The organism is Fodinibius sediminis (assembly GCF_900182555.1).
Taxonomy (GTDB): Bacteria; Bacteroidota; Rhodothermia; order Balneolales; family Balneolaceae; genus Fodinibius; species Fodinibius sediminis.
Map to the genome: position 1 here is coordinate 104,978 of NZ_FXTH01000013.1, position 20,976 is coordinate 125,953.

Consider the following 20,976-nt stretch of genomic DNA (forward strand, 5'->3'; position numbering starts at 1 on the left):
CCAAAGCCAACGTATTGGAACTGGAATGGATCACTTTTATGGCTGGCTACAGCCGCTACAAGCTCAGGCCAACGACAATATAAAATTGTTCGGTATACGGATTCAGTATGGCTGCACCGCTGAGGGGCAGGCTGAAGCGTTCGGTAACGACTATCTCTTTGGCTGCCCCGATGCCGATATTTACAATTTTAAAATCTCCGTCTGACGTATGCCAGCCGTCTCCACCGCCTATGAAGAGCTCAGCGGAACCGGGAGCGTAGCCGATTTGGTAGTACATATCGCCGCCGGCCGATCCTGCTCCACCGGGCGATTCATTGACGATATAATTTGCGGAAAGGGAAAAATCGTCGATCACATAGCCTCCGTTGAGCTCAACGGCATGGCTGGAGATATCACCATTATCAGGGGCGCTAGTATACGAGAAGAAGGGTGTGCCCGGATAGTAATAATCGGTGATACCCAGGCTCAGCCCGAAGTCAAAACGATAACTTGTATACAGGTCCATCTCCTGGAAGCCGGTACTGGCTTCATTCGAACTTGTAATGCCATCAATAGCCTGTGATCCCCAGGCTCCTATAGCAAAACCGTTGGTACTGAATTCGATGTAAGGTTGAATGGAGGGGCCGGAATAGGCTACGCCGCGCCATACATAGGTGCTGTATAAATCCACCCCCGGATTTATGTTCTGGGCATTTGCAGGCTGAATAAGAGCTCCGAAGAGAAGCATAAGTGATGCGAAGAAAAAACAGGTAATCGTTTCTGTATTTGTAGGAATGGTCATGATATAAAATTTAAATATTGTGAAAATGGGAACATCTTTTGAAGACCGGCGGGAAATATACCCTGCCTGGTATACTCCCGTCAGTCGGTCGATGTAATTGGGTATTGTGATTTGCGATATAGAAGGTCAACCGCGATCGGTTTGCTAATTCTTAATTTAAACCTCGCCCGGGATGAATTCGTCGGTCCCTACAAACTCGGGGTAGGCACGGTTGTCGTGCTCATGCAGGTCAAGGCCTTTGGCTTCAAGCTGGCCGTTTACGCGAAGCCCTACCGTGTTGCTGATAATACTGAAGAGCACATAACTGACGCCAAATGTCCAGACGAAAGCTGCGGCTATACCGATTAGCTGCACACCCAGAACGGATGGATCAAAGCCCCCGGTGCCAAAGATGCCGCTGGTAGTGTCAAAGAGTCCGGCTGCAAATGTGCCCCATGCTCCGCAGACGCCGTGTACGGCAATGGCCCCTACCGGATCATCCACATATTTGTCGAGAAATTCTGTTGCATAGACCACCACAACACCTGCAATAGCCCCGGTAATAATGGCAGACCCCGGACTAAGAGTTGCACAACCCGCAGTAATGGCTACCAGGCCACCCAGCACGCCGTTTAGAGTCATGGGCGCATCAGGTTTGCCAAATTGCACCCATGTAACAAACATAGCCAGGGTCGCACCTGCACCGGCGGCAAGAAAGGTATTCATGGCGATTAATGCGATATCCGTATTCCCCGTTGTCGTGGAACCGGCATTGAACCCAAACCATCCGAACCAGAGAATAAAAACGCCCAGGGCTGCCAGAGGCAGGCTGTGACCGGGAATGTGGTTTGGTTTGCCCTGATCGTCGTACTTACCGACCCGGGGACCAACGACAAGGGCTCCGGCTAACGCCGCCCATCCGCCGACAGAGTGTACCACCGTTGAGCCAGCGAAGTCTATGAATCCAAGGTTCTCCAACCATCCGCTTCCATTGAACAGGCTTCCCCAAGCCCAGGAGCCGAAGATGGGGTAGATGACAGCGGTGATGATAATCGAAAAGATCAGGTAACCTGTGAATTTAGTTCGTTCTGCAACGGCTCCCGATACGATGGTTGCCGCGGTGGCGGCAAAAACAGCCTGGAACAGAAAGAACGCCCAGGTCCAGGTGGTATCCTGGCCTTCGATTCCGCTCAGAAAAAATCCGTCGGTTCCAATCCACCCGCCAGCGCTGGTTCCAAACATCAGGCCAAAGCCTACAGCAAAAAAAACGAGTCCGCCCGCCCCAACATCCATGAAATTCTTCATGATGATATTGACAGCATTTTTGGATCGTGTAAACCCGGTTTCAAGTAGTGAGAAACCGGCTTGCATGAAGAAGACCAGAATTGCGGCGATAATGGTCCATACATAATTGAGATTGGTTTGGGTTGCAGCCTCCGCAGCAGCTGCTGAATCAATTGCGAAAGCACTTGTTGCTCCTGCAAAGAGAAAAGCTAAAGTGATAGTGCAATATTTAGTCATTTGGATATGCCTGTATTTTTAATTTAGGTTAATGATATAAAAGAGTTAATAAATGTTACTCTTTATCGAACAGGCACAAAGTATTTTACGATAATATAATAATCAACTTAAATAATTAATTTTATAAACTAAATAAATTAAAAAAATAAAGTAAATTTAATTAAATATTAAATAATAAAGGTTTATAAAATTATATAACTAATTTATGTATTTATTGTATGTTGATCAGGTCTGCTTGTTCAATCACACGGTTGAAAAGGTGGCGGGCCGTCAAGATCGATTTTCATCGGCATTTTCCGGTGGGGGCAATCGGTTTAGGTTATTGATGAACCAGGGATATATACCGGGGTCGGGGGGGAGAGGGGGCTCCGCAATGCTTAGCTGGACAGGTAGGCACCTATGCTCTCAGCAATAGTGTGCAGCGTCCGTCGCCTTTTGTCATCGTCGGTTTCAAGCAGTGTCAGGCGAAATCCATTCTTATCACTGGCAAATCCGGTAAGGGGGACGACGCAAATGCCGGTAGAGGCCAGCAGGTAGTATACAAATCGTTTGTCCAGGGATATTTCCTCCAGATTGTCGTTCAGCAGGTCACGGATCCCATCATCCCCAATCGTCAGCTGCTGGTGATCTTCCAGAACGTTTTCTTCAAAAAGAACCGTCATGTAGAATGCTCCCTGTGGTTTTATGACCCGGATGCCTTCTACTTCGGATAAAATACGATAGGCCTCTTCGGCACGATTGGCGTATAGGTTCCGCCGTGCGGTCAGGTGCTTGGGATAGCGGGGATCGCCCATTACAAGGGGAATGGAAAGCTGGGGAAGGTTCGTGGAACTGACTTCCAGCATCTTGGCATTGATGAGCGTGTCGATATAGGTTTTAAATGCAGGGTACTTATCCTGATTGTATACTTCCATCCATCCACACCGCGCTCCGGGCCAGGGGTACTCTTTGGAGATGCCCCGCAAAGCGATGCCGGGGACGTCACCGATAACCTGGCTGAGGGCAGCGGTATCCGAGCCGTTATAGATGATGTTGGCATAGATTTCATCACAAATCATGAACAGCCGGTGCTCGCGGGCAATATCCACCATCTCTTTGAGAATCTTCCGCGGGTAGACAGCTCCCGTTGGGTTATCAGGATTGATCAGCAGCAGACCGGCGATGGAGTCGTTGTATTTGACCTTTTTGCGCAGGTCTTCGATATCCGGCATCCAGTTGTTATCCGGATCAAGTTTGTAGGTCAGGTGCTTGTAGCCGGAGTGGGCTGCCTCGGCCGAAGAGTGGGTAGAGTAGGCCGGCGAAGGACCAATTACACGTGCTTCCTTCTTCAGGTAGCCAAACACTTTTCCAACGGCATCCCCCAGCCCGTTGAAGAAGGTGATGTCATCGGCAGAAATTTCACAGCCACCACGCTGGTTTGCCAGATCTGCCAGAAATTCGCGGGCCTGGGGGTTTCCCTGCGTACTGCTGTAACCATAGCTGTAATCCTCTTCCACCAATTTGATGATGATTTCCTTGATCCAGCCGGCAATTTTTTCACCCTTTTCTATGGGGTCGCCGATATTTTCCCATGTAATCGGCAGCCCCAGGTCCTGGAACTGGTGGGCTAAGCGAACGATCTCGCGTATCTCGTAGGTAAGCTGGCCTGAGCCGTCATGTAAGAATTTGCGACGTAATTTTCCGTCTTGCATGGTATAACTGGTGGAGCTGATGCTGAATTTATAAACAAGTTGCAAGGTTAATAAGTATGATGCGCAAATGAAAGTTTAATTCACCTTTTGTTGCAAATAATCACAGGCTTCTGCTGCCGCTTATTTACGGGTCCCAGGCGTGGTTTGAATGGAATCTGGTACCGGTGAAGAGCATCGAAGATCTACCCCGATTCTTTTGATTGTAGTTGTTATAACTGCTATCCTTGGGTACACTTTTTTATTAGTCGCTGACCGAAGGTTATAATCACGTCAAAGAGGTTTAAAACAGGTTAAACAATTAAATATGCAGTTCTGATGGTTTATATATCTAATCTTTCCGATCATGAAGACCAAAAAGTAACGCTCAAAGGATGGATTTATAATTCCCGCAGCAGCAAGAATCTTTTTTTCCTGGAGGTCCGTGATGGATCAGGCATCTGCCAGTGCGTGGTAGCCAAAGACAGTGTTTCTGAAGAGGCCTGGGAGGCTGCGGATTCGCTGCGTCAGGAAAGCTCCCTGGAGATTACCGGAATTGTGGTTGAGGATGAGCGCAGCATTGGCGGGTATGAATTGCAGGTTACCAATTTGGAGGTAATTCAGATTGCCGAAGATTATCCCATCACCCCCAAGGAGCACGGCGTCGATTTTCTGATGGAGAACCGGCATCTCTGGCTGCGAAGCCAACGGCAGTGGGCGGCGATGCGCGTACGCAACGAAATTATCTATGCTATACATATGTTCTTCCAGGAGCGGGGGTTTGTGCAGATGGATGCCCCCATTTTTACAGGAAATGCGGCCGAGGGTACGACCAACCTTTTTGAGACGGCCTACTTTGATGAGGAGGCCTACCTTACCCAGTCGGGACAGCTCTATGGGGAGGCCATGGCGATGGCCCACGGCCTGATTTACACTTTTGGACCAACCTTCAGGGCCGAAAAGAGCAAGACCCGCCGCCACTTAACGGAGTTCTGGATGATCGAGCCGGAAATGGCGTTTTATGACCTCAATATGAATATGGAACTGGCGGAGGATTTTATAAAATTTGTCGTTAATCGGGTGTTGGAGCGGCGTCACAGCGAGCTTGAGATTCTGGAACGCGATACTGAGAAGCTGAAGAAAACAGTTGCTGACGACTTTCCGCGCATTTCCTATACTGAAGCGGTGGAGACACTCAGAAGCGATAAGATGGCAAAGATGCTTGATCAGATGGTCGAAGATCGAGAGCAGAAGCGGGAGGAACTTAAGCAAGAGCGTGAAGAGCTTAAGAAAGAGCATGGGCAGGCCAAAAAATGGCGCAAGGCCCAGATCGACCAGCGTGTCAAAGATATTGGTGGCCGTCTGGACCAGATTGAAGAGGATCTGCGCAATATTCCGGACTGGCGTGATTCAGCTCTGAATTTTGAGTGGGGCGAAGATTTTGGAGGCAGTGACGAAACGCTGCTGACCATGCAGTACGATACGCCGGTCCTGGTGCACCGGTATCCTGCAGAGATAAAAGCTTTTTACATGAAGCGTGACCCGGAAGATGAGAAGCTGGCCCTGGCTGTCGACATGCTGGCTCCGGAGGGATACGGCGAGATTATAGGAGGCAGTGAACGCGAGGCAGACCTGGAAACACTGAGAAAGCGACTGACCGAGCACGGTCTTTCCGAAGAGGTCTTTGGATGGTACCTTGACCTCAGGAAATACGGGAGTGTACCGCATTCGGGCTTCGGTCTCGGACTGGAGCGAACGGTGGCCTGGCTCTGCGGGCTGGACCATGTGCGCGAGACAATCCCCTTTCCTCGCATGATGGGACGACTGACCCCCTGATTCCTAATCCATAACCGATAAACGAGCACTTGGCCAAGAAGACCAGTATAGAGCGGTATTCGGAGCTCCTGAAAGAATTAAAGTCAGGAGATCGGAAAGCTGTATATTTTTTCTTCGGTGAGGAGGAGTTCTTCCTGGACAAACTACAGGAAACGGTCGAAGGACTGGTGCCCGAGGATCAAAAGGACTTTAATTTTGATCTGCTCTATGGGCGGGATATAACAGTGGAAAAGCTCCTGTCCATAATCCGCAGCTATCCCATGATGGCGGAACAGCGGGTTGTAATTCTACGGGACTTCCACCAGCTGAGCAGCTACACCCCGGGTCAGGATAGCACTTACGAGGGCAGTGTGAACGATTTGATTCCGTATTTGCAGCAGCCCAACCCAAGTACGCTTTTCGTATGCATCGATCCCAAAAAGCCCGCTGGGAACACAAAGATTGGAAAAGCACTTAAAAAGAGTAAAGATACTGGTGTTCATGAATTTAAAGAGGTGCCCGATTACCGGTTGCCGGACTGGATTATCAGCTGGGCCCGGAGTGAGCATTCCAAAAAGATAGAGCCACCGGCGGCCCAGATGCTGGCGCAATATGTGGGCAACAGTTTGCAGTTACTGTCCACTGAAATAGATAAGGTGTGCACTTTTGTGGACACTTCCGATACGGTAAAAGAAAGCCATATAAAAAAAATAATCGGTCTTTATCGCGAATATTCGGTGTTTGAGCTCAAAGACGCCATGATTTCGCGGAATCTGGACAAGTCCCTGTTTATTGCGGAACAGATGTTGCAACACTCTAAGACGAACACGGGAGAAATTATTCGTTCCGTGGGGTTCTTTTATAATCTGTTTTCAAATATCTGGCAGATTCAGCGTCTGTCCGCACAGGGTAATAGCAAAAAACAAGTTCAAGACACGCTGGGTATCAGCAGCAGCTGGTACTTTAACAAGCTGTGGAAAGACGCTTCAGCCTTCAGGCTGTCGGAAATGCCACGAATATTTGAAGCACTGTTGGATGCCGACCGAGCAGCAAAAGGCTTTTCAACAATGGACCCCGCCACGATCCTTCTCCTGATGATAAAACGGATCATCGACTGATACCTCTGACGGTCGTCGATGAAAACTAAAATTGTCATTTGGAAAAAACTTAGGGTCAAACTATGGAAGCGATATCCAGAGCTAAACTGCAACAGCTTTCTGATGAAGATTTAATGGAGCATTTTCAATCTGGCTATGAGGAAGCATTTAATCTGTTAGTTGAAAGATATCAGGATCGATTACATAATTTTCTGTACCGCTATACACACAATCACCAGGACTGCGAGGATTTGGTGCAGGAAACCTTCTTCCGGGTTTTTCGAAGCCGACATTCCTACGAGCGCATCGCTAAGTTTTCTACCTGGATGTATACCATCGCGATAAACCTGGCGAAAAGTCTGTATAAGAAGAAAAAAAGAATGACAACGGTGACCATTCACAAGGATCCTGACGACTCGGAGGATCGCCCCATGAAACTCGAAGATGACCGTATCTTGCCTGACGACTCGCTGCACGAAAAGATGTGTATGGATGAGCTCGAGAAGGCCCTGATGGAACTGAGCGAAGACTTCCGTGAGGTCGTGGTGCTGCGTGATATTCAGCAGCTGTCGTATGAGGAAATTGCTGATATTGCGGACCTTCCCATGGGAACGGTAAAGTCACGTATCAACCGCGGACGAGCTCACCTGCAGGAACTCCTGGAAAATCACGTTTATCCGGGAACAATTTCTGCGTAGATCCGGTATGAGGGTAATAGATGAACTTGTTAAACATTTATTACCCTCTTTCTTATGGATCTCACTGAATTTGACCGTGATGAAATACTCACAAATTTTCTTACGGATTACATAGATGGAACGCTGGGCCGCGCGGAGCGTAGATCGTTTGAGGAGTACCTGGCGAACAACGTGAAAGAACGTAAGTTTGTACGTAAAGCCATCGAAGGCAAGAAAGCGTTGTCACAACTGGCAGAAGGCATGAAGTCTGCCGCAGGTAATACCAGTCTTTCCTCGCTCACAGCTACCGATGAGCACTAAAGATCTTTTCGAGTTCCCGGTTCAGATTTTCAAGCTGGATGGGAGTGGGGTCAAATGATTTCCCGGTAAGCTTGCCAAAAAGTTCGGCATACCGCTCAAAGACTTTTTTCCGCAATGTATCCGGCAGGTCGGGAAGCGTCTGTCCCTCTTTTCCCTGGAAATGGTGATCCATCAGCCATTCTCTGAGAAATTCCTTGGATAACTGTTTCTGGGGTTTCCCCTCTTTCAGGCGCTGTTCGTATTCATCCGCGTAGAAGTAGCGTGATGAATCAGCGGTGTGTACTTCATCTATAAGCGTGAGTTCACCATTATAGAGCCCAAACTCATATTTGGTATCCACCAGGATCAGTCCCTGTTCGCGGGCTATCTGCTGACCTCGTTCAAAGATCTGGAAGGCCCTGGTTCTGATTTCTTCCCAGAGGTCGGGAGCCACAATTTCGCGTTCCAGGATCTCCTGTTCGGAAATATCCTCGTCATGTCCCTCCTCTGCCTTGGTGGCTGGTGTCAGGATCGGTTCTTCAAATCGTTGGTTCTCGACCATCCCTTCGGGCAGGTCCACCCCGCAGAGTACCCGTTTGCCGGATTGGTAGACCCGGGCAGCATGGCCGGTGAGGCAGGCCCGGATTACAACTTCAATAGGTATGGGGGTGCATTTTTTGGCAATGGTCACATTGGGGTGGGGCACATCAATAATATGCGTGGAAACAAGATCGTCCACCTTGCCGAAGGAAAAGGCTGCCAGCTTATTGAGAATTTGTCCCTTATAGGGAATGGCTTGTTTCATGATATGGTCGAAGGCAGAAATGCGATCGGAAGCCACGATTCCCAGCTTATCCTCCCCGAGGGCATAGACGTCGCGGACCTTGCCACGATAAGGGGGCGCTCCCCCCGGCACGTCAGTTTGGATTATGCAATTGTCGAGCACTTCGCTTGTTATGGGAGAATTATCCACGGTAGAAATATTGGTTTAAATATTAACAGGCTGGAAAATCGAAAAAAGTTGATAAGAATTGAAATATATCTTGGATTTCTTCTCTATAGACAAATGTTAAGATTTAAAATCATAAAGGAACTATTCCCATCATTTTTTACATTGAATATGAGTAACTATTGAATGTAATATCATTTCGATGAATGATTTTCTGCGCATACCCTATACGCTGATCCGGCCGCTTTACCGGCGTACCTCCTTCCATCGGTCGGTGATTGACGAGGTCGGTGACGAGCGCCTGCAGCAAGCTTATGCCCGCTGCCGGCAGATCACGCGCAAACATGCCAAGACATTCTATATGGCTACGCGGTTTCTGCCAAACCACAAACAGCGCGGGATATTTGCTATCTACAGTCTCTGCCGATATGTCGATGATCTGGTGGATGAAGCGGAAGATCTGGTGGAAAATCATCAGCTGAGCCGTGGTGATATTGAGAGACGGTTGGATGCATGGAAACAGAAGCTGCGCGATACCTATGACGGGAAGTCGTTTGACAATCCCATTCTCATTGCTTTCTCGGATGTACTGCGGCGTCATCATATTCCCATCGAACTGCCCTTTGAGCTGATGGATGGGGTTTGCATGGATCTTTTTAAAAACAGGTACGCCTCCTTTGACGAATTGTATGACTATTCATTCAAGGTGGCTTCTATTGTTGGACTGATGACCACCCGGGTATTTGGGTACCGGTCCAACGAAGCCCTTGGATATGCGGTTGATCTCGGAATTGCTATGCAGCTGACAAATATTCTCAGGGACGTGGGGGAGGATCTTAAAAAGGATCGGATTTACCTGCCCCAGGATGAACTGAAAAAATTTGGAGTGAGCGAGTCCGATCTTTTTAATCATCAGCTCACGGAAGCCGTTCGTGCTTTGCTCTCTTACCAGATCGAGCGGGCACGGCGCTACTACGAACGCTCTGACAAGGGGATTGTTATGCTTTCCGAAGACAGCCGGCTGCCGGTGTACCTGGCTCATTACAACTACAGCCGCATTCTGAATAAGATCGAAGAGAATAATTATAACGTCTTTGATTTTCGTGCCTACCTCAATACCACCGAGAAACTCTTTATTATTCCCCAGCTTTTTTATCGAACAGCGATGTCGAGCTCATGATGGGGAATACTTTGCCTCACTATTTACACTAAAGAGTCCTAACTGTTATATTCCCTGTAAATATCGAGTGCTCATTAATTTTTAGAGGAATGTGATGAACAAGGAGATAAAAAAATGGCGGAGCCCCAGCCTGGGAAGGGATATGGAACTGGTCATCTATGGAACCTCGGGCACGCCTATCCTGGGCTTTCCCACACGAGGGGCCTCCTGTTACCAGTGGGGGGAATTCGGGATGGTAAATGCGATCTCTTACCAGATCGAAAATGGCTATAACCAGCTTTTTTGCGTTTCCTCGATTGACGGGGAAAGTTTTTTAAATAAACATGCCACTCCCCGGCAGCGGCTGGTGCGCCATCATCAGTATGAATTATACTTGGTAGAGGAAGTGGTGCCCTACATTGAAGAGCACAACGCCATTGATTATTTAATCGTAGCCGGTACCGATCTGGGGGGATACCATGCCATCAATACAGCACTGAAGTATCCGTTCGTTTTTGATAAAGCTATCGGGATGAGTGGCATTTATGATATTAAAGGTTTCCTGCACGGTTATTATGAGGATGACGTCTATTACAATAATCCCACGGACTATATTCCCAACCTGAGTCGACAGTCGCTGCTGGACAAGATACGGGATATTGACTTCCGGCTGGTGAGCTACAGCCGGGATCCGCGCATTGACTATGCCCGCCGGATGAGTAATGTATTCCGTATGAAGTTTATCAGGCATGAGCTGGATATCTGGGACAAGGATACGGACCAGGAGTGGGACCAGTGGCAGCAGATGCTTAAAACTCATATTATTTAACACCTTATGGCTGATATTTCAAAGATTTTAGTAGCCAACCGGGGGGAGATAGCTTCCCGGATTATGCGCACATGCAAAGAGCTGGGGAAAAAGACCGTGGCGGTGTACTCCACGCCCGATGCCGAGGCACCCCATGTCCTGATGGCCGATGAATCGATACATATCGGCCCGGCAGCTTCCTCGGAGAGTTACCTGGTGATTGACCGTATCATACGGGCGGCCAGGGAATCCGGGGCCGATGCCATTCACCCGGGGTACGGGTTTTTAAGTGAGAATGCCGACTTCAGCCGCCGGTGCCGCGAGGAGGGGCTCGTCTTTATCGGTCCGGGGCCCGAAGCGATCCGAACGATGGGAGATAAGACCGCTGCCCGCAAGCTGATGAGCCAAGCCGACGTCCCGTTTCCACCGGGTACCAAAAATGAGCTGAAGGATATTGATAAGGCAAAGCAGGTTGCCGATGAGATTGGCTATCCTGTGCTGGTCAAGGCAGCGGCCGGCGGCGGTGGAAAAGGAATGAGAATTGTGGAAGACGAACAGGCATTCCGGGCCGGCATCAAAGCGGCGAAATCGGAAGCCCGCAACGCCTTTGGCGATGACCGCGTCTATATTGAAAAATACCTGGTGGAGCCCCGGCATGTGGAATTTCAGATAATGGCCGATGAGCATGGCAATGTGCTGCATATTTTTGACCGGGAGTGTTCCATACAGCGCCGGCACCAGAAAGTGATTGAGGAGGCACCTTGTCCCATGCTGACGCCAGAGCTGCGTTCCGAGATGGCACAGGCGGCCATTTCTGCAGCACGTGCCGTGGATTATGTGGGTGCAGGGACTATCGAGTTCCTGGTTGACGCAGATCGCAACTTTTATTTTCTGGAGATGAACACCCGGCTGCAGGTGGAGCACCCGGTAACGGAGCTTGTTACGGGGCTGGATCTGGTAGCGCTTCAGCTATGGGTGGCAGAAGGCAAGGCGTTACCCTTTGGGCAGGAGGATATACGGCTGGATGGTCATGCGATTGAATGCCGTATTTATGCCGAAGATCCACGCGAAGATTTCCTTCCCAGTACGGGGACCCTGACCAAGCATCGTATCCCGGCAGGCAACGGTATCCGGGTCGACGCCGGGGTGGAAGAGGGCCAGACGATCACCATCAATTATGATCCGATGATATCCAAGCTCTGTGCCCACGGCAAAGACCGGGATCACGCCATCCGCCGCATGTTGCGGGCCCTGGATGAATATGAGATAGCCGGCTGCCGTACAACCATCCCGTTTTGTAAATATGTTCTTACTCACGAGAGCTTTGTGAATGGCATGTACGATACCCATTTTGTGGGCGACCATTTTAGTACCGGGATACTGGATGAATTTCAGCAGATGCCTTCCGAGGTACAGGCGCTGGCAGCCTCTCTGTTAAAAGAGGCCGGCAATGGAAATCTTTCCCCGGATCACCCACCGGCATCCTCAGGCGGCGGGACCTCGGAATGGTGGAAACGAAGAAAAAAATAACGGGCGGATTATTATGAAAACACTGATTAGGATTGAAGAACTGGGAATCTTCGGGCTTTCCATCATTCTGTTTGCCCAGACTACCTTCGCCTGGTGGTGGTTTCCGCTGCTGTTGCTGGCACCTGACATCAGCATGGTAGGTTATTTGGCTAATCCCCGTATTGGTGCAGCGGTTTATAACCTTTTCCACCATAAGGCGGTGGCAGTTGGTTGTATTATCGCCGGTTATCTGTTATCCATGCCGTGGGCAGGACTCGCAGGTATTATCATGCTGGGCCACGCAGCCATGGATCGGTTGCTGGGATTCGGGCTGAAGTACCCGGATTCGTTTCATCATACCCATCTCGGGCAAATTGGCCAATATTAACACCAGGATTTATTATTTTAAAGTCTTCTGCTGACGGTTAATGCAGTACGGCCTGCCGACAGCTTTTGTTACAGGACCGTAATATCAGGACTGAATCACTTCCAATAGAATTCTATAAAAAAATTCAACGTGAAAAACAACGAACAAGGTCTTTTTACCCAACTCAAAAAACTGGATACTGAACAGCGTAACACCAATACCCGTGAGATCGATTTGGCCGATTCACTTGAAATTGCCCGCCTGATTAATGCGGAAGATAAAAAGGTGGCGTTTGAGGTGGAAAAAAAACTGCCTGAGATTGCCAGGGGCATTGATCTGGTCAAGGAAGCGTTCGACAAGGGCGGACGGCTGATTTACGCAGGAGCGGGAACCAGCGGGCGGCTGGGAATACTGGATGCCTCGGAATGTCCACCTACCTTCGGGACCGACCCGGGTCAGGTAATAGGACTGATTGCCGGGGGAGAAGAAGCGGTTTTCCGGTCGCAGGAACGGGCCGAAGATTTTGAGTCCAACGGCCGTGAAGCACTGCAGGAGATCAACCTGGCTGCCGAGGATATTGTCTGCGGCATTGCCGCCAGCGGACGAACGCCTTATGTACACGGTGCCCTCAAAGAGGCCCGTGAAACCGGTTGCCATACCATTTTTGTCACCACGGTACCCGCCTCTCAAATTACCATTGAGGTGGATGTGATGATCGATATCCCGGTAGGCCCCGAAGTCATCATGGGCAGCACCCGAATGAAGAGCGGGACAGCCCAGAAGATGGTGCTCAATATGCTGACGACGGGATCGATGATTCGCAAAGGCAAGGTCTATGAAAATGTGATGGTGGATCTGCAGCTCTCCAACGAAAAACTTACGGAACGATCCAAGCGCATTGTCATGTCTTTTACCGGGATTGACTACCAGGAGGCCGGTGAATGGCTCGAAAAGGCGGGGGGACATGTCAAAACGGCCCTGGTGATGATTCTGGGCGGATTGGATCGATCGGAAGCGGAGCAAAAACTGGCACAGCATGATGGCTTTATCCGGAAAGTGCTGCAGGAAACAAAGCAGTAATGACTGATGAAAACACTTTTCAGTATTTTCTTATGGATATATTGGGCGGTGTGCATTATCGTTTTTTTCGGGGTGGTGCTGGTATTATACCTTCTGACATTTCCTTTTGACCGATTTCACAGGATTCCGAATAAGGTACTTAAGGGGCTCGGGCGGGTCATGTTGAAGGTGAATCCGGGGTGGTCCATTGCCATGCGAGGAGCGGAACAGGAAAAGATAGCGAGGCCTACCATTGTAGTGGCAAACCATCAGAGTTTCCTGGATATGCCGCTGCTCTACCTGCTGCCATGGTCGATGAAATGGGTAGCTAAAAAGAGTCTTTTTCGTATTCCCATCCTGGGGTGGGTTATCTATATGACGGGGCAGCTGGGCATCGACCGCCGAAATATGCGGTCAGCCCAAAAGCTGGATGCCCTGGTTGCGCCCGTGAAGGCCGGTATTCCAGCCATGATTTTTCCGGAAGGGACACGTAGTCGAACAGGAGAACTTCAGCGGTTTAAAAACGGGGCCTTCAGGCTGGCAAAGGAATATGATTTTAATATCCTTCCGGTGGTATTGCAGGGGGGGAATCAAGCAATGCCGAGGGGAAGCTGGCGGGTGGCCCCCAAACAGCATTTTGATATAGCAGTGTTGGATCCGATTGATCCCGGGCAGTTCGGATCGGTAAATGAATTAAAGGAGGAGGCTTTTTCGTTAATACAGAAAGAGCTGTACGCCTAACAATAGCTGTTTCACAAATTTGATTTCCTTGGACGAAGCCTCCTCAAATAACTACCGGAAAAATTCTGTCTACCGGGTGAGATTTCTGGCTGCTGTAGTTGTCGCAGAGATTATCATGCTGATGATGATTAAGCTGTGGCCGGTACCGGCACAGCCTGATCAATCGCTGAAGGAACGCGATTTCTCCGAAGAGGTCATTCAGCTCGAGGATGCCGTCATCACCCGGCAGACGAGCGGTCCGCCGCCGCCTCCCAAACCTACAGCTCCCATTCCCGAGCCTGCTGATGAGATCATCGAAGAGGAGATTACGGAGCTTGACGATATTCAATTCTCAGAGATTACAGATTCACTTTCCAGTGAACTCCTGAGAGGGCAGGGCAGCGAGGCAGGCCCCATAGCCGGGAGTCCCCAGCAGCCGCCGCGCATCATTCGGATCGTCGAACCCACAACCCCCGATGCAGCACAAAAGGCCAATATCAAGGCGGAACTCACCGTACGTATGCTGGTGGGCACCGACGGGAGGGTGGAGGATGCCAGTATCGAGAAGATTCGTCTCTATGAGCGTCCCGGCTCCCGCGAGTTCAGGATTGTGGAGAATATCGGCTACGGTATTGCTGAGACCACGCTGGATGCCGCAATGCAGTGGAGGTTCCAGCCGGCCCGCAGTAACGGCGAGCCGGTACGAACCTATTCCAGGCAGATTTTTACATATGGTTTTTAGTCATATTCTGAATGATCTGCTATTTATCATTGCATCGCCCTGAAAATTAGCCTATATTTGCGATCTTTCTTAGGAGAGGTGGCCGAGCGGTCGAAGGCGCACGCTTGGAAAGCGTGTGTGCCCTTACCGGGTACCGAGGGTTCGAATCCCTCTCTCTCCGCATTTAAATCACTTTTTCCGGCTCAGGCTTCAGCCAGGTAACCTTCCAGCCGATCCCAGGTTTCTGTGAATCCTTCTATGACCCCCATTTCTACAACGGATTCCAGGGCATCCGGCGAGTCAAACAGGGTGCGGCTTACAAGCTTTGTATCCTCCTTCTTATCAATGAATTCCACCGTAATCTGCATGCCCGGCATCTCACGGTTGATCGAGCCTTCGCTGTCGGTAAAGTAATCGTTGTAGACAATTTTTGAGGGGTTCTCAATGTGCTGGTAAATTGCTTTTCCCCATGATTCATCGCCCGGGTTGGGCCCCCGCAGGCAGTAGCGCCATTCTCCGCCCTCCCGGAAATCCATGGTACATTCTTCCATCGGCCATTGATGGGTTCCCCACCAGTGTTTGAGGTGGCTGCAGTCTGTATATGCATTGAATACGAGTTCACGCGGGGCCTTGAAAACACGCGAAATTATAAGCTCCCGTCCCTTTTTTTCCACATCCATTGTATTATTAGTCATCGTTGTTTTCCTCTTTTGCTTGTAATTGTTGAAGGTAGTTGTCGAGCCGGTCAAAACTGACTTCGAAAAATTCACGGTATTGTTCCATCCACTGATCGATCTCCCTGAGGGGATCCGGCCGGAGATGACAGGGCCGATACTGCGCTTCCCGACTCCTTTCGACAAGCCCGGCTTTCTCCAGGACTTTTAGGTGCTTGGTGATGGCAGGCATCGTCATATCGAAAGGTTCGGCAAGATCAGAAACTGTTTTCTGGCCAGTGGTGAGCTGCGCCAGAATAGCACGGCGTGTAGGGTCAGCAAGTGCTGAAAAGGTATTGCTGAGCTGATCGGTTGACATTATCCTTATTTTACCTATTGGTTATTTAACTATAAAGTAAAATATAGGATGCGGCTGTAATTGTCAAACAGGCAGAATACAGATTTATAAATGCAGGAATACGGCTGATCGGCGGGCAGAAGAAGAAAACGGGAAAAAGACGGTATCAGCTGAAGGAGGCCGCTGATTGGTTCTTGCTTATCTTCACGGGTATAATTACTGTTGTATATAAGCTCCTGAAACACCGCATAAGGAGATCCTGTTGTATCATCAGCGAACCGGTGGTCAAGAGTCTCCAGTTGTACGCATCTTTGCTTGTACATCATGCTGACGTACAGCCCCGAGATAATATGGTGGATTGATGCCATCTGCGCACAGTTCTCACCGTTAGTTTTCTGATCATTAAGAAATGACTGTAAAAACCCGGCGGGTAGGACGAGCACGCCACCTGACTGTTATGGTTATTCTGCCGCAGGATTCTTTGCTGCGTAACGAAAAAGCAGGGCTGATGCAAGGAACATCAGTATGAAGAAGCCGTTGATGCCCATGATCTCGATCACAGAGCTCCCGGCTGACTGTTGCATACCGGCAATAAGTGCAACGACGGTGAGCAATGCCTGTGCAAGTGCTGTCGCAAATAGTGCGCCTGCCATTGCATACGGCCGGAAACGGCCGATGAGGGCACCGGTGATTCCGACAGCGGGTACTCCGAAATACCACAGGTTAAAAGGGTTGTTCTCCGAACCGATGAGTCCGACGGCAAGGTTCGACCAGACAAGGAAGAGCCCGGTGAAGAGGGCGATGCCGACGGCGACCCGGTAAGTGATGTTACCCGACTTTCTTGTGACCCGTTTGTAGGTGAGACCGGTACCCAAAAGCAGGGTTCCGGCAACAAGGAAATCGGTCAGGGTCCAGGTTACTTCATCGGTAAATTGCATTGCCAGCAGGGGAATCAACAATAGGAAGCCCGTAAGAAGGGCGGGGCGGGCAATAGATTGATATAAGGTGCGATCTGTATTCATGGGTATTCCCTCTCGTTATTTTATCCATCGTTGTTGTTCTTTGTGCTGTGGTTACAACGATTTGGTGGAGTTCTCATTTTTACAGCTCTTAAGGATGCTCGCCAAAACGAGTCTTTCCTCTCCATGGACAATATCTGCTATTGGGGGTTCTTTTGCCAGAAAATTTTCTTCCCGTGCTAATCCTTTGCCAGTTCAGATGCATCGATTGTCCATACAAAGCTGTTGGCATCAGCATTTATATCATAAAACATGAAAAAGGATCCCTTTGAAGAGAGGGCAGTGATGTTATGAGTAAATTCAAGCTCGTACTCATAGGGAAAGGGAGGAAGCTCCTGCCATTCATAAGATTGCAGGTCGAGCGCCCACAGGTCGTAATATGCAACTTTGCCCGGTGAATGGTAGCGGTAGCTTAATCCAAGGTATGCTTTTTCATCGTGGACAAAGGTTACGATCCAATCGCTTTTATTGCCGGGATAGGCCGCTACTTTTGTCCAGCCTCCGGTCACCTCATTAAACCGGAGAATGTGAAAGTTCTCGGTAACAGCATAAATGGCATCGTCAGTATGGAATGAGTTTATAAAAGTGTTCAAATTGTAATCGGCCAGTTTTGTACTTTCTCCCGTCAAGGGATCGAAGGAATAAGAGTACCTGCTGGAAAAGTAATAGCCGGTGTTCTGTATCGCAGCACCAAACATATCTCCGCCCCGGTACGCTGGAACAGTAATGGTCCCGAACAACTCCCATTCTTCCGAAATTGCGTCATACCGGTAGGAAAGTGTCTCATCAGAGGCGAAATAGGCGATATTGTCGATTGAAAAAGCCACGTAGTGCCTTCCCGTTGTGCCACCGCCCCCCTGAAAGGAAGGGAGTTCGTTCAGCGAAGCATTCAGAATGTCATAACTGTAAAATTGGCCGCTTTGATAGATAAAATGAGGGGTGTTGTTTACTATTACTCCAAACGTTTGATCAAAACCCAGGCTTGGTTTCGATACGATTTCTTTTCCACACCACGGTTTTGTATTGGCGGACCCCCGGCTGACAAATACCTGGGATTTTGAGTAATATTCTTCGTCCTCGACTTCAACAAAGGCACTTACCCTGTAACGCAGGCCGCAAATTAAATCAGTGGTCATAGTCGTGTCAAAAGTTGAACGGTTGAGCTGGTCACTGAATTCAACCATTCTTCTGCCATCCCGGCTGGTGATACTGAATCCATAATTCTGGACAAACGGATATTTGTCAAAGGGCATTCTGAGCCTAAAGGTGGCGCCATGCTCATTGACCTCCGTAATTTCGGGCTTGAGGGTGGCAAAATTATCTTCAGTTAGAAAACGCCTTTCAGCTACTTCGCTGGATTCACAAGAATAGAAAAACAGGATGAAGAGGAGGGCCGCTGCCAGTATTCTTTTACAGTTCAACCTACGGAAATGGGCGACATAGAGGTTCATCGTGGTGGTCATCTGTGTGTGGGTAGGATGAGCTTGTCTGCATTGATTGAAATTGAACAGAGGCTGAACGGGAGGCTTGGACACGGAATGCCGCAAGGAGGAAGGAAAAACAATTAAAAATCGACCCTTCGCTGTAGAACCCGTCATCCCCGTTTATGAACCACCCCGATTCGTAAGTCATACTAATGTAGTAGTTTAGGGCAGGAGAGGCAAGTAGTGACAGGCAGCGCCCTGGTTGAGTCGGGATCCAGGGCTGACACTGCGATGAATACCACATATAGTTTCTGTTCTTCAGGTTGTTTGCCCGTTTACGCAGCATGTTGACTTACCAGCTGAAAGGCATCACCTGCATACTGACGCGGTTCATGGGTGCGGCACCCTGTAACACAGTGGCATCCTTTGAGTGCGGATGTGGCTGCTCAAAATGAGCTGCCTGCAATCAGTCTGGCGCTATTGTCCCCGGACCAGGGCTACCCAGTCTTGCTGCTGATCTGATGACGGGCGGCCGATGTTCTGTATCCCCGACCCGCGGATGGTTTCCACGCTGCCGGTTTGAAGCGTACCCCCCGTTCGGGGATTATACCAGTGAATGGACAGGCTTTTTTCGGCATCGCCAATGTCCAGGTCGGCCGTTCCGCCGCGGGGCAAATAAATGGCGTAGATGCTGTCGCCGGCGAGAACGTAATCATCCTCGGCCGCCGTCAAACTATCGGCGCTCTGCATCTCATGGAAGGGGAGATGGTCGCGAAAAAAAGACAGCGCATAGTGCGTATAATCCCACATACGATCCCGCGCCCGCCAGTTTTCGTTATTCAGGTCGTTATGGGGATTGTCATAGCCGAAATACCACTCAACACCGCCCCCGCCGGCCATAAGGTTGCCCCAGAGAACGTATTTCCGAACAGAATCCTGGTTGTTATTCTCAACGAAGTCCGGGTCGACACCGCGGCTGGCCGGTCCTATCTCATCGATATTCACCACCCACTGTCTGCCGGCCGAATCAGACTTTGCAAGCCACGCTTTGGTTTCGCTGTGGGCGTTCATGATATTCCCGATCTGTATTGAAGGTCCATCCAGGTGCTCGAAGCCCAACAGCGGACTCATAATTTCGTATCGGCTATGCGGGGCGGAATGGGTATGGAGCACCACAAAAGAGGGGTAGGGGTTGTGGGTTTTGATATAGTGTATCATGTCTTTTTGCTGTCGCGTGTTTTGCCCGTTGGGGCTGAAGCTCGCGGGACCGTTTTCTTCTCCCATATTCCAGGTCACGGCCAGGTGATGTCCAAACCGGGCGATCAGCTCCCGGTAGTATAGCTTGCGTTGGAGCCCGGTGTCCCCGTCGTCGAGCAGGCGTTCGTTTTCCGTTTCCTGGGTCACAAAATGGATCATCAGCCCAAGCTGCTGCATGTGATCGAATACAACTTCCCACTGGTCCAGCTTGCTGACATCAAAACGGCGCCGTTCAGCCGGATCGGTATACGGCCAGACGTCCTTGCCGTCACCTTCAATATTCATGGTGAGCATATACACCGAATTCATTCCCTTGGAGGCCAGATAGTTTAAGGCCCCGATAATTTCTTTTCCCTTTCCGTTTTGCCAGGCGGGGTCGTCAGGGGACCAGTCATCAGCGTGTGGCCCGTAGTGATGCAGTTGGTCCGTGGTTCGGGCCTCACCAGAACGATTTTCACCTTCTCCCATACGGTAGGTGTTGTCGAACTGGTAATAGGCCAGAAAATTTTCCGGGCTGTCGGCTCCGCCCTTGAGGAAATAGTCATCCGTTCCGGCAAATTTCAGGTATCGTTCATCTGAGTGAATCAAGCGGCCTTTGGCCCGGAAGTCCCGCCCGGTTTTATCGGAGGGACCAACCGTAAACGACCCGGTTGTGCCGTCGAGCGGAGCAACGGCGCTGCCGGCACCGGCACTATCATTTATGGCAATACGGTCACCGGTTCTGAAGGAGATTTGATAGTCCCATTTGCCGGTGGCATTCGGCCGGAATCGGATCTGCCATTTATTTCCGGAGGAGGCACTGGTTTCGGATGCATTTCCATCAGCGGCATAAAAACCGGGCACGGTTATCTCCCGGTCGCCATGAGTGAACGTAGCCTGGAGGCGATAATCCAGGAAAGGATTCTCTGCTCCGCTTTCACTTAGCTCAGGTCCCGGGAGGGTAAGGGTAACCTTGTGCCACTGTTTGAGCTCACCGGAAAGAGGGGCGTCGGTACTCTGTTTACAACCGGAAATAAGGACAGACAGGATACAAATTATCAGGAGGTATTGGTCGCGAATAATCATTTATCGTAGGTTAGTTTTATCTGAATAAGTTTGAATGGTTTAAAGCGGTAAAATGACCTTGCAATCGGCTT

At 49.8% G+C, this 20,976-nt stretch carries 20 protein-coding genes and 1 tRNA gene; 12 read left to right on the forward strand and 9 right to left on the reverse strand.

Annotated features, from left to right (window positions below):
• Positions 1 to 55 precede the first annotated feature (55 nt).
• The 3 genes from FN808_RS14275 to FN808_RS14285 all read right to left on the reverse strand — a co-directional run bounded on the left by FN808_RS14275 (position 56) and on the right by FN808_RS14285 (position 3,972).
• Positions 56 to 781 carry a TorF family putative porin gene (locus tag FN808_RS14275; RefSeq protein ID WP_142715286.1) on the reverse strand — a complete coding sequence of 242 codons (726 nt, stop codon included), beginning with the start codon at positions 779 to 781 and terminating at the stop codon, positions 56 to 58.
• Between the two features lie 156 nt (positions 782 to 937).
• Positions 938 to 2,281 (reverse strand): ammonium transporter, encoded by a 1,344-nt coding sequence (locus FN808_RS14280; protein ID WP_142715287.1) that lies wholly within the window; start codon positions 2,279 to 2,281, stop codon positions 938 to 940.
• Between the two features lie 377 nt (positions 2,282 to 2,658).
• Positions 2,659 to 3,972, reverse strand: a complete 1,314-nt coding sequence (locus FN808_RS14285; RefSeq protein ID WP_142715288.1) for a pyridoxal phosphate-dependent aminotransferase — start codon at positions 3,970 to 3,972, stop codon at positions 2,659 to 2,661.
• A gap of 315 nt (positions 3,973 to 4,287) precedes the next feature.
• On the opposite strand from FN808_RS14285, the gene FN808_RS14290 reads away from it, so the two are divergent.
• The 4 genes from FN808_RS14290 to FN808_RS14305 all read left to right on the forward strand — a co-directional run bounded on the left by FN808_RS14290 (position 4,288) and on the right by FN808_RS14305 (position 7,858).
• Positions 4,288 to 5,784, forward strand: a complete 1,497-nt coding sequence (locus tag FN808_RS14290) for an asparagine--tRNA ligase (protein ID WP_142715289.1) — start codon at positions 4,288 to 4,290, stop codon at positions 5,782 to 5,784.
• Positions 5,785 to 5,813: 29 nt separating this feature from the next.
• On the forward strand, positions 5,814 to 6,881 hold the full coding sequence (gene holA / locus FN808_RS14295) for a DNA polymerase III subunit delta (protein WP_142715290.1): 1,068 nt from the start codon (positions 5,814 to 5,816) through the stop codon (positions 6,879 to 6,881).
• Positions 6,882 to 6,943: 62 nt separating this feature from the next.
• Complete coding sequence (locus tag FN808_RS14300; protein WP_142715291.1) at positions 6,944 to 7,558, forward strand: sigma-70 family RNA polymerase sigma factor; 615 nt, start codon at positions 6,944 to 6,946, stop codon at positions 7,556 to 7,558.
• 54 nt (positions 7,559 to 7,612) lie between these two features.
• Positions 7,613 to 7,858, forward strand: a complete 246-nt coding sequence (locus FN808_RS14305) for an anti-sigma factor (protein WP_142715292.1) — start codon at positions 7,613 to 7,615, stop codon at positions 7,856 to 7,858.
• Here the strand turns inward: FN808_RS14305 and FN808_RS14310 are convergent.
• A complete protein-coding gene (locus tag FN808_RS14310; protein ID WP_142715293.1) occupies positions 7,842 to 8,810 on the reverse strand; it encodes a phosphoribosylaminoimidazolesuccinocarboxamide synthase in 969 nt (322 codons plus the stop codon). The two genes, FN808_RS14305 and FN808_RS14310, sit on opposite strands and share 17 nt — an antisense overlap.
• Positions 8,811 to 8,988: 178 nt before the next feature.
• Here FN808_RS14310 and FN808_RS14315 point away from each other — a divergent pair, with 178 nt between their 5' ends.
• The 8 genes from FN808_RS14315 to FN808_RS14350 all read left to right on the forward strand — a co-directional run bounded on the left by FN808_RS14315 (position 8,989) and on the right by FN808_RS14350 (position 15,310).
• The gene (locus tag FN808_RS14315) at positions 8,989 to 9,966 is read left to right on the forward strand and encodes a phytoene/squalene synthase family protein (RefSeq protein ID WP_142715294.1); all 978 of its coding nucleotides are present in this window, start codon (positions 8,989 to 8,991) and stop codon (positions 9,964 to 9,966) included.
• A gap of 94 nt (positions 9,967 to 10,060) precedes the next feature.
• Positions 10,061 to 10,774, forward strand: coding sequence for an esterase family protein (locus FN808_RS14320; protein ID WP_142715295.1), 714 nt, complete (start codon positions 10,061 to 10,063; stop codon positions 10,772 to 10,774).
• Positions 10,775 to 10,780: 6 nt separating this feature from the next.
• A complete protein-coding gene (gene accC, locus FN808_RS14325) occupies positions 10,781 to 12,283 on the forward strand; it encodes an acetyl-CoA carboxylase biotin carboxylase subunit (protein ID WP_142715296.1) in 1,503 nt (500 codons plus the stop codon).
• A 13-nt stretch (positions 12,284 to 12,296) separates the two neighbouring features.
• Positions 12,297 to 12,650: a DUF4260 domain-containing protein gene (locus tag FN808_RS14330; protein WP_142715297.1), complete on the forward strand. Its 354-nt coding sequence runs from the start codon at positions 12,297 to 12,299 to the stop codon at positions 12,648 to 12,650.
• A 129-nt stretch (positions 12,651 to 12,779) separates the two neighbouring features.
• On the forward strand, positions 12,780 to 13,709 hold the full coding sequence (gene murQ, locus FN808_RS14335) for an N-acetylmuramic acid 6-phosphate etherase (protein WP_142715298.1): 930 nt from the start codon (positions 12,780 to 12,782) through the stop codon (positions 13,707 to 13,709).
• A 6-nt stretch (positions 13,710 to 13,715) separates the two neighbouring features.
• The gene (locus tag FN808_RS14340; protein ID WP_142715299.1) at positions 13,716 to 14,429 is read left to right on the forward strand and encodes a lysophospholipid acyltransferase family protein; all 714 of its coding nucleotides are present in this window, start codon (positions 13,716 to 13,718) and stop codon (positions 14,427 to 14,429) included.
• 19 nt (positions 14,430 to 14,448) lie between these two features.
• Complete coding sequence (locus FN808_RS14345) at positions 14,449 to 15,150, forward strand: energy transducer TonB (protein ID WP_142715300.1); 702 nt, start codon at positions 14,449 to 14,451, stop codon at positions 15,148 to 15,150.
• Between the two features lie 72 nt (positions 15,151 to 15,222).
• Positions 15,223 to 15,310: transfer RNA gene (locus tag FN808_RS14350), tRNA-Ser, on the forward strand.
• Between the two features lie 22 nt (positions 15,311 to 15,332).
• Here the strand turns inward: FN808_RS14350 and FN808_RS14355 are convergent.
• The 5 genes from FN808_RS14355 to FN808_RS14375 form a co-directional block, all read right to left on the reverse strand.
• Entirely contained in the window at positions 15,333 to 15,824 is a 492-nt protein-coding gene (locus FN808_RS14355; RefSeq protein WP_142715301.1) for an SRPBCC domain-containing protein, read from the reverse strand.
• The gene (locus FN808_RS14360) at positions 15,817 to 16,161 is read right to left on the reverse strand and encodes an ArsR/SmtB family transcription factor (protein WP_142715302.1); all 345 of its coding nucleotides are present in this window, start codon (positions 16,159 to 16,161) and stop codon (positions 15,817 to 15,819) included. Before FN808_RS14360 ends, FN808_RS14355 begins: the two co-directional genes overlap by 8 nt.
• A gap of 440 nt (positions 16,162 to 16,601) precedes the next feature.
• Positions 16,602 to 17,162 (reverse strand): hypothetical protein, encoded by a 561-nt coding sequence (locus FN808_RS14365; protein WP_221930064.1) that lies wholly within the window; start codon positions 17,160 to 17,162, stop codon positions 16,602 to 16,604.
• A gap of 176 nt (positions 17,163 to 17,338) precedes the next feature.
• Complete coding sequence (locus FN808_RS14370; RefSeq protein WP_142715303.1) at positions 17,339 to 18,622, reverse strand: Kelch repeat-containing protein; 1,284 nt, start codon at positions 18,620 to 18,622, stop codon at positions 17,339 to 17,341.
• Positions 18,623 to 19,060: 438 nt separating this feature from the next.
• A complete protein-coding gene (locus tag FN808_RS14375) occupies positions 19,061 to 20,905 on the reverse strand; it encodes a DUF5060 domain-containing protein (protein WP_142715304.1) in 1,845 nt (614 codons plus the stop codon).
• Positions 20,906 to 20,976: the final 71 nt, after the last annotated feature.